The organism is Yaniella soli (genome assembly GCF_054782375.1).
This window is the reverse complement of the sequence record NZ_BAAGSP010000047.1, coordinates 1-8,876: the sequence shown is the minus strand read 5'-3', so window position 1 is coordinate 8,876 and position 8,876 is coordinate 1. Positions and strand designations below refer to the sequence as shown.

Sequence of the window (8,876 nt, the reverse complement as noted above, 5' to 3'; positions counted from 1 at the left end):
GTCACTGTTACTGGATGGTCATCCGGGTGTTACCCGGTCGTCAGACCGCTGTTTCCCGAAGCCCAGACAGCTGTTACTAAATACACGCTCAGAACAGCTGTTGCCGAGGCTTTAATTTTCACACTCGAAGACGCTTCGAACAGACTACGTGGCCAAGGTCCGGAACGGCGCGACGCGGCCGAAGCTGGATTAGTCGATTTTTCGGGCGGGTATGCCAGATTGTTTCGTCAAGCGTGCGCTGCGGAAGCCGAGGACAGAGGGCTGTTGGCTGGTCGCTTGTCTGAGTTGAGCGACCAGGTGCGAGAGGCCAAATTGCGCGCTGCAGAAGAGAAACTGCGGTTGCAGCGAATGGAGCAATGGCACCAGCAAGTCGCCGATCTGGATATGTCAGATGGCAACGATGTTGTCTGGCCGACGAGGCCGTCGATCCTTCCGATTGCTGCACCTATCTTTTCCACGGTGTTTTCCGCGCAACAACGAACGCGCGTCTCCATGGGTGGCTTCGGTTCGGCGGTTTCCTCTGTCACGTCCGCCAATCCAGAGCACTTGCGTACCTATGTCGGACTCGCTCAGGCCTGTAACGCGATCATGGAAGACGAATATTCCAACCTCGAAGGGGCATTGGCTCGTTTCCGATCGTCATGCTCGTGGGCATCGCTCGCCGGTGTCAATGTTCTCGAAGGCTTTAGCCAACTCATTGAAGAGAACGATATGGATGGGCGTTGGGTCGAACAGATTGCCCAAGCATTCGAAGACGCCGGTGGCGGCGTATTATCGAATCTCAGCGTTGGTGTGGCTGTGCTGGGGAACCACCCGGCTGATTTTGCAGAGGTGCTCTTAAACGCCGACTTCACCATGGAACAGACCGCCGAGGCGTGGGATGCGTTCGTCGAGCACAACGATGATTCAATCGTTACTACGTTCGTTGAGCAGTACTCGTTCGAACTCGCAGCGCTGAACGGTATTCCGTTCCACGTGCAGCACTATGCCGGAAAGCATTCCTTAGAATATGCGTTGGGTCCGAAGGGCAACGAGTTCGCCGACGGGCCGCTATTGCAACGGCGTTTAGAACATGCCTACTCATCGCATGGGATTTCAACCAGGAGATATGTCGCTTGTAGAGTTTCAAACGGAACTCAGCCACGTTCGGTAAGCACTGAGTCGTGCGGAACGTGAAAATAGGGGGCAAGCAGTGCAGCTCGTCAGCTTCGGCAGCCACGACGGCGCCATGACTGCCGGTATCTCGATTGGCGACCTCGATAACGCATCGAGTGTAGGAGTGTTTACCTCCGGCATGGACTCAGGCGTTCATGGTCTATCGAATACCTTTGATGGCCTGTCACAGATCCAAGATGGTGATGCCGATATGGCCATGGTGACGTGGATTGGTTATAACTCACCAGGCATTCTCAACGTCAGTGGCCCGAGTCGAGCTGAGTCTGGAGCCGAAGAGCTCGCACCATTTTTGGAGAGTATTGAAACTCAAAATGCAGCGCGAGATCATTTCGTTGTCCTCGGCCATTCGTACGGCACCTATGTTGTTGCTGAAGCATTACAGCTGACGTCGGCTGATGTTGACACATTCGTCTCGATCGCATCGGCTGGTCTGGAATGGGGGACGACAACGGAGGATTTAGGAGTCGAGGATATCTACGCGACAGAAGCCGATGCTGACATTTGGGCTTTCACAGGAAGAATGGCCGGCATCAGGGTGGATCCCCGTAATCTTGAGAGCGTCGTGGAATTCTCTGCGGAACACACACCCGACGGTGAAACAGTGACTTCGCACTTTCTGACAGAAGACGATGGTGTCGGATATATGGACACCAATTCCAGTGCCTGGTTCACGATCAACCAAATCATGGAGGATGCACAGATTCGCGAAAAGGACGACGTGGAAACATCCATTTGGGATTCCATGCTGATGCCGTTGGGCGGTGGCCTTCGGTGAGAGGGAAAACAATGCTGGGCTGTGCAACCTTGCTCTGTGTCTTTTCCCTGACGGGCTGCGCGTGGGCGTCTGATGAAACAGGAGCTGGGCACGACGTCACGGCAAAAGATGAAGCTGGCGCATCACTCGATGAGGTGGAACAGATGGACTTAAAAGAGCAATATCAGGCAGCAGGGAAACGGTACGTGCAACTCAATGAGCTGTATGGGGAATTGCAGACCGAGATCTCTGATGATGCGTGGACAGATAACGGTGGCCGATCAGAGATCGTGCCGGGCCAGGGCAATTCACTGGGGCGAGCACCAGAGGGTGCTACCGGTGACAACAGTTACTTCTTCACCGTCTCCCGCTGGCAAGCTACCGACCAAGATGTCCGCGCGGTGGTAGGGGAGGTCGCAGCCTCCTGGCAAGAGCGGGGTTGGGAAGTCCAGGAACAAGGCAGCGAGGTCCATGTGGATATTCGTGTCACCGCCTTGACGCCGGATGGCTATTGGTTTGCCTTGGAAGAAGACACCAACAACCAGCGGTTCGTCCTGCGTGGTCAGTCTCCGGTGTACTGGGGTCCATTGGACGCGATTCAGGAAGCCATTGTCGAGCGTGCTGATGCCGAGGACGCCGCATCACAAGAGACTTGGGATACCACGGATCGCGACGATGAAACCGGGCAGGCTGATCGCCAACCCGGTGAACATCGCCCGTTTCCCGAGTGGAACGCGTTAGAGCACCACTCTCCGGCGCCGACCTCGGAATCGCCGCAGGAATGGAAGACGCGCGACCAGTAGCATCAGCGTCGATGGATCGACTTATACGACAAGTAGGCGGTGAGACCTTCTGGACCGTATTCGACGCCGAGGCCGGAATCGTTGCGACCACCAAACGGCGCGGCGTGGTTTGAGGCGAAAAAGTTGATGCCCACGCTGCCTGTATCCACGGCATCGGCGACGTTCAAAGCTGCGTCCTGGTCGCTACCAAAGACGATGCCGCCCAGCCCGAATTCGGTGTTATTCGCCAGGCTGATCGCTTCATCAATATCGGAGTATTTGAGAATCGTGATGACGGGTCCAAAGATTTCTTCACGAGCTACCCGCATGTCTGGTGTGACGTCCGCGAGCACCGTGGGCTGGATAAATAAACCATCTGCCAGTTCGCCGGTCAATTGAACGGTGCCACCACCGGTGGTCACACGCGCACCTTCTTGCTTCGCGGAGTCTAGATGCTCAAGCACTGAATTGTATTGCGAGAGGTTGGCCGATGGACCAAACACCGTGGCTGGATCCAACGGATCGCCTTGCGGTGCAGCAGCGATCGTCTCGGTCACCATGTCCACAATTTCGTCATACCGCGAGGCAGGAGCAAGAATTCGGGTGGAGATGTAACAGGTTTGTCCAGTGTTTCGCATGCAGGACCGGATCAGCTTGCCCGACATTTCATCCAAGTCAGCATCTTCCATGACGATGGCGCTGGATTTGCCACCCAGTTCTAGCGTGACGGGTCGCAGTAGTTCACCACAGGCAGCAGCGATGTGTCGGCCAACGGGTGTTGAACCGGTGAATGCGACCTTGGCGACTTTTGGATGGCGCACCATCAGGTCACCCATTCGTCCTGGCCCGGTTACTAGATTGACCACTCCAGCAGGAACGCCGGCAGCCGCAACGGCGTCGACGATGATGCGGAACGACAACGGTGTTGGCGAGGCGGGTTTCATGACAACGGTACAGCCGGCCAGCAGGGCGGGCGCCAGCTTGGTGACCATGAGGTTGATCGGGAAGTTCCAGGGCGCAATGAGTGCACACACACCGATCGGGTCCTTACGAACCATGGATTCGCCGGTACCCGATGGAAATGGTCGAACGTCGTCGGCTTCGAGCTTGGGAGCCAGGGTGGCGAAGTAACGGAAAATGCTGGCAGCATTCGCGGCAGCACCGGAGATCTCAGCAACGGGTGAACCGTTTTCTAGAGTGTTGGTCAGCGACAGTTCTGTCGTGCGTGCTTCGATTTCATCTGCGATGCGAAGCAACGTCTCGGCCCGTTGCGTGGGTGTGGTGTCGGCCCACGGACCGGTGGTAAATGCAGCATGGGCGGCTTCGACGGCAGCGTTGACATCGTCCTGGTTGCCGACGGGCACCGAACCCCACACGGTGTTGGTCGCGGGGTCGGTCACGTCGATGGTGTCGTGGCCGTGGCTTTGCTGCCAGGCGCCGTCAATGAAGTGCGTGGTGACATGACGATAGGGGATATCGAGTGCATCGCGGGTCAGCTTGGTGGTGGTCTCAGTGGTCATCGCAGCACCGCCGTTTTCAGGAGGTCCCGAGAGCGCTTCAGGTCAGCGTGTGCCATCTCGATGGCCGCCTCGGTAATCAATTCCGGGATGATTTCGTTTTCGAGTCGATCGGTGTAGTAATCAGGGGTTTGTCCAAACCAACCCGAGGCCAGGGCAATACCGACGCGATCGAAGCGCCAGGAGCGATCGGCGTCGCGCATTAGAGCGTCTTCGATGCTGTGGGCTTCTTGCCGGGTATCGTGCCCGTCAATGATGGCAGTAACTTTTTCGATGAATTCATCGGAGTAGCCGAGGCCGGGCAGGACGCGTTTGGCGACCTCGCAGCCTTGGAGCTCGTGTTCGAAGCGGATGTCGGATTTGCGCCAGTCGCCGCGGAAGCCCTCGGAGATGATGCGTTCTTCATCGACTTGGGCCCAGCCGGTGTCATGCAGCAGGGTCGTCACCAGGACGAGCTCGCGATCGGCCTGGGGGTAGGCGTCGCAGAGTCGTCGGGCGTAGGCGACGGAGCGTGTCAAATCAAATGAGACGCGTCAAGCGTTTTGCAGTTGGCTAGTTTGGGCTCGTTTGGCGGGGTCGTTGATAGTAGCTTTGTCAGGGAGTTTCGGCGGAATTGGTCGGCGGTTAAAACGTTCCGGGTGGGCTGCGTAGGCGGCATCCAGCACGACTTGTCGTTGATCGCGAATTTCGTGTGCGGTGCCGTAATGCACGCTGGCTGGGGTATGTAATCCGATGCCGCTGTGGCGGTGTTCGTGGTTGTACCAGTCAGTGAATTGTGCCATCCAGGCCCGGGCTTCACCAATGCTGGCGAAGCGTTCCGGGTAGTCAGGCGTGTATTTCATGGTTTTGAATTGCGACTCAGAAAACGGGTTGTCATTGCTGGTTCGAGGACGATTATGTGACCGGGTGACGTCCAGATCCACCAGCAGCGAGGCCAGGGGTTTCGAGGTCATGGCTGCCCCGCCATCAGCGTGCAACCAGTGTGGCGCCGAGCCTTGTTCGGTGACGGCTTCGGCCACCAGGTCAGCTGCCAGGGTGCCATCTTCAATGGATTCGATGCGCCACGCGACCACACACCGAGAGAAAATATCTAACACCACATAGGCGTGATACCAGATCCCTTTGGTAGGACCCCGCATTTTTGTGATGTCCCAGGCTATATGCCGACATCGGCATATTACGTGTTATGCCGAGGTTTGGGTTATGCCGATATTGGTGACAAAACCGCGAGATTGTGCGGGTTTTGGGCATAAAGTATCGGCATAATCATAGTGACTTCAGGAACGCGATGACAGTGTCGGTTGGTTGGTAACGGCCCGGTGCGCCAGCCGTGGACGGTGTGATTTTCGCGATGGCTTCTTCCTTCATGGTCATATCGGTATGAACATAGATATTGGTTGTCGAGATCTGTTCGTGGCCCAGCCACAGTGCGATGACGGTGGTGTCAACACCGGCTTGCAGGAGTCTCATTGCAGCGGTGTGTCGTAGTGTGTGAGCAGAAATGCGCTTGCCTTTCAACGAGGGGCATGAGGTTGTAGCGTTCTTGACTGCGACACGGATTCGTTGTTCGATGGCGTCCCTGCTGAGCCCTGTGCCGGTTGTGGTGGTAAACAACGGCGCCTCCGGTGGACCTCCATGTTCATGGATCCAGGCTTCCAGCACGCTGACGACGTGTGGAAGCAACGGGGTCCGGCGTTCCTTACGTCCCTTGCCAACGCAGTGTACGTGTGGGCCGGTGCCAGTGTGGATATCAGCAACGGTCAGGTCCAGCAGTTCGCTGACGCGTAGCCCGGTCTGGATTGCCAGGCTAAAGATGGCATGATCGCGTCGGCCGGTTCTGGTGGCTTGGTTGCAAGCCGCCAGCAGTGCATCGGCTTCCTCCTGGCCGAGCCAGGAGACGATGTTGCGTTGGATTCTTACGGTCGGGATGGCAAGCACGCGTTGGATTACAGCCGCGTGTTCGGGATGGTGCAGCGCGGCGTAGCCAAATAGCGAATGGATTGCGGCCAGGCGGGCGTTGCGGGTGCGGATGCTGTTCTTTCGAATGGTTTCCAGATAGGTCAGGAAGCCCGTGATGGCGGTGACATCCAGGTCACTGATCGCCAAATCCGAGGGGGATTTACCCGTCTGGTCTTGAACGTGGCCAAGCAGCAGCTTGAACGTATCCCGGTAGGAGGCGATCGTGTTGGGACTGGCCTGGCGCTGGGTCATCAGACGATCCGTGAAGAAGGACTGCAGTAGCGGGGCAAGGGATGTCATGACCGCACCTGCCGATGGGGATCGGCAGCATTCAACCGATCAGCGGCGTAGGCCAACAGCTCGGGGACCGCAGACAGATACCAATAAGTATTGGCAGGATCATTATGTCCCAGATAGGTTGATAACGCTGGCATCATGGCGGCCACGTCTTCACCATTGCGATACCAGCCCAACAACGTCTTGACACTGAAGGCGTGGCGCAGGTCATGCATTCTGGGATACTGCCGGTGGGTGTGTATCCCCGCGGCCGTGGTGGCCTGGAGAAAAGCCTTCCGAGCGTTGGCATAGGGCAATTTGTCTCCATCACGATTAATGAAAAACGGAGCACTGCTCGGCTGCTTATATGATTCGTGGGTCGTACGCCATGCTGAGTAGCGCTGTAGAGCGGCGGTGGCACTTGCATGCAGCGGCACCAGCCGTGAGTGGCGGAATTTGCCGCTGCTGACCACTAACATCCCGGTGTTCAAGTCAACATCATCACGCTGCAACCCCAGAGCTTCACCGATTCTCAGACCGGTGGAGGCCAGTAACCCGAATAGGGTGGGATAGGTATGTGCCCGAATCCCGCGGGCTAGTTGCCCTGCGGCGTTGACCAGTGCTGCTATTTCGATTTCCGTGTAAATATATGGTGCCACACGCTGGTGCTGGTATTCGAAGATTCCATGCGGTGGGACCTGATGTGCAGAATCCAACGCATGCATATAAGTAGCAAATCCCTTGACGGCCCGCAACCTTCTGGCAGCCCTAGCGGTTGGATGACCGGGCACTTCAGCCGGGATTTGAGCCCACGCCGTAGCATGAGCAGTGGTCAGGACCTGGACGTCATCAGCAAGCAGCTGGGTAGTGTATTGGCCCAGTAAATGCTCATCCCACGCCAGGATCGCTCCCAGCTGGCGACGTAACCGCAGGTAGTCGGCTGCGTGTTGTTTCCACTGTCTCATGACAGGCCTCCTTCTGCTGGCCAGGGCTGGGCTATGGTGCGTAATCTGGTGACGTCAACGCGGGCATAGTTAGCTGTGGTGACCGGGTCATCGTGACGCAGTACTTGCCCGATGGCGGCCAAAGAGATGTCGGCGTTGATCATGGATTCGGCCAATGAGCGGCGCAACCGGTGTGGACTAAACGGTTCCAGTCCCGCGCGTTGGCAGGCCCGGGTCACAATCGCCCACACCGCCGGAGAGCTCAGCCGACGCCACGGTGCTTTGACGGTGCAAAACACCTCATGTTGTTGCAGCATCCTGGGGCGAATATGCAAATAATCGACTAACGCTTCACCCAGCTCGGCAGAGACTGGCAACCGCTCGTCTTTGGCCCCTTTTCCACGAATCAGGACTTCTGCGGTGTGCCAGTCAAGATCTTCTAATCGAAGTCCTGCGACTTCACCAGCTCGGATGCCCAATCGAGCCAGCAACAGCAGTATCGCGTAATCGCGTTTCCCCGTCGGATCATGGCGATCACATGCCTCGAGTAAACGTTGGATTTGGTTGGCATCGACGCCGACTGGCAGCAAAGAAGGCTGCGGCAACCGCACCACCAGAGTCGCGCCGGTCAAGTCACGATCGAGATCACCGGTCAGCAAGCAATACCGCAAAAACGAACGCAGCACATAACCAAACTTCTTCACCGATACAGGTTGCCGGCCGTTTCCCTCATCAAGTAACGCCTGGGTGACCTCGGCTGCGGTCAGTGCACCAATACCCCCGCCCGGCGTATATCCGTTGAGAAACCGCCGTATTCGTGAGACCTGTGCCTGCACAGAAATTTCTTGAAGCCGTCGTTCAGTCCGTAGATACTGTTCAAAACGGGTCAAGACCGGTGGATCTTGCACTGGCCGTGGCAAAGCGGTCTGAGCCGCGATGGCTCCCGTGGCCGCAAGCCAACGCACCAGCGGCTGCAGCGCCCGGGGAGAAACAAACGCCGTATATGACCTACGTCGCTCCTCAAAGAACTCCTCGATGAGTCCTACCGTCAGATTCGAAACACCCAGATTCCTGGTGTCAAGCCAGCGACTCACATGGGCCATCAACCGAACTTGGGCTGCTGCTGAATAAGGGGTGAACCCCAATCTGGACAGCTCGGTTTCGAATCCCGCAACGTATGCTTCCATCGGGCCAGTCACACGCACCCGGCTCAAATTGGCTATAACCACCATGGTTGGCTCTCCTTGTCTCCAAAATCAATGGAAGACAAGTCCAACACGGTTCAATGATTATGCCGATACTTTATGCCCAAAACCCGCACAATCTCGCGGTTTTGTCACCAATATCGGCATAACCCAAACCTCGGCATAACATGACCACACGATATTTGGTGCTTCTGCCACCAGTTCGGGAATCTTGCGTGGCGGATGAGTGGCTTGGCGCCGACGTTCTCCGCTTTGCCCTGCCG

9 protein-coding genes are annotated in these 8,876 nt (G+C 57.0%); 3 read left to right on the top strand and 6 right to left on the bottom strand.

Annotated features, from left to right (window positions below):
* The 3 genes from ACYVJT_RS14720 to ACYVJT_RS14710 all read left to right on the top strand — a co-directional run.
* Window positions 1-1,176 (top strand): hypothetical protein (locus ACYVJT_RS14720; protein WP_499418516.1); only part of this gene is annotated, 1,176 nt, incomplete at its 5' end.
* Window positions 1,177-1,192: 16 nt separating this feature from the next.
* The gene (locus tag ACYVJT_RS14715; RefSeq protein WP_343960240.1) at window positions 1,193-1,951 is read left to right on the top strand and encodes an alpha/beta hydrolase; all 759 of its coding nucleotides are present in this window, start codon (window positions 1,193-1,195) and stop codon (window positions 1,949-1,951) included.
* Window positions 1,952-1,962: 11 nt separating this feature from the next.
* Window positions 1,963-2,733, top strand: coding sequence for a hypothetical protein (locus tag ACYVJT_RS14710; RefSeq protein WP_343960238.1), 771 nt, complete (start codon window positions 1,963-1,965; stop codon window positions 2,731-2,733).
* Window positions 2,734-2,735: 2 nt separating this feature from the next.
* On the opposite strand, the gene ACYVJT_RS14705 is transcribed toward ACYVJT_RS14710, so the two are convergent.
* The 6 genes from ACYVJT_RS14705 to ACYVJT_RS14680 form a co-directional block, all read right to left on the bottom strand.
* The gene (locus ACYVJT_RS14705) at window positions 2,736-4,232 is read right to left on the bottom strand and encodes an aldehyde dehydrogenase family protein (RefSeq protein ID WP_343960236.1); all 1,497 of its coding nucleotides are present in this window, start codon (window positions 4,230-4,232) and stop codon (window positions 2,736-2,738) included.
* Window positions 4,229-4,747 carry an HD domain-containing protein gene (locus ACYVJT_RS14700; RefSeq protein ID WP_343960234.1) on the bottom strand — a complete coding sequence of 173 codons (519 nt, stop codon included), beginning with the start codon at window positions 4,745-4,747 and terminating at the stop codon, window positions 4,229-4,231. The genes ACYVJT_RS14705 and ACYVJT_RS14700 overlap by 4 nt, the downstream gene beginning before the upstream one ends.
* Before the next feature lie 15 nt (window positions 4,748-4,762).
* On the bottom strand, window positions 4,763-5,389 hold the full coding sequence (locus tag ACYVJT_RS14695; protein WP_343960244.1) for a DDE-type integrase/transposase/recombinase: 627 nt from the start codon (window positions 5,387-5,389) through the stop codon (window positions 4,763-4,765).
* A gap of 106 nt (window positions 5,390-5,495) precedes the next feature.
* On the bottom strand, window positions 5,496-6,488 hold the full coding sequence (locus ACYVJT_RS14690) for a tyrosine-type recombinase/integrase (RefSeq protein ID WP_343960232.1): 993 nt from the start codon (window positions 6,486-6,488) through the stop codon (window positions 5,496-5,498).
* Complete coding sequence (locus ACYVJT_RS14685; RefSeq protein ID WP_343960230.1) at window positions 6,485-7,429, bottom strand: tyrosine-type recombinase/integrase; 945 nt, start codon at window positions 7,427-7,429, stop codon at window positions 6,485-6,487. Before ACYVJT_RS14685 ends, ACYVJT_RS14690 begins: the two co-directional genes overlap by 4 nt.
* Window positions 7,426-8,640 carry a tyrosine-type recombinase/integrase gene (locus ACYVJT_RS14680; RefSeq protein ID WP_343960228.1) on the bottom strand — a complete coding sequence of 405 codons (1,215 nt, stop codon included), beginning with the start codon at window positions 8,638-8,640 and terminating at the stop codon, window positions 7,426-7,428. The genes ACYVJT_RS14685 and ACYVJT_RS14680 overlap by 4 nt, the downstream gene beginning before the upstream one ends.
* Window positions 8,641-8,876 lie beyond the last annotated feature (236 nt).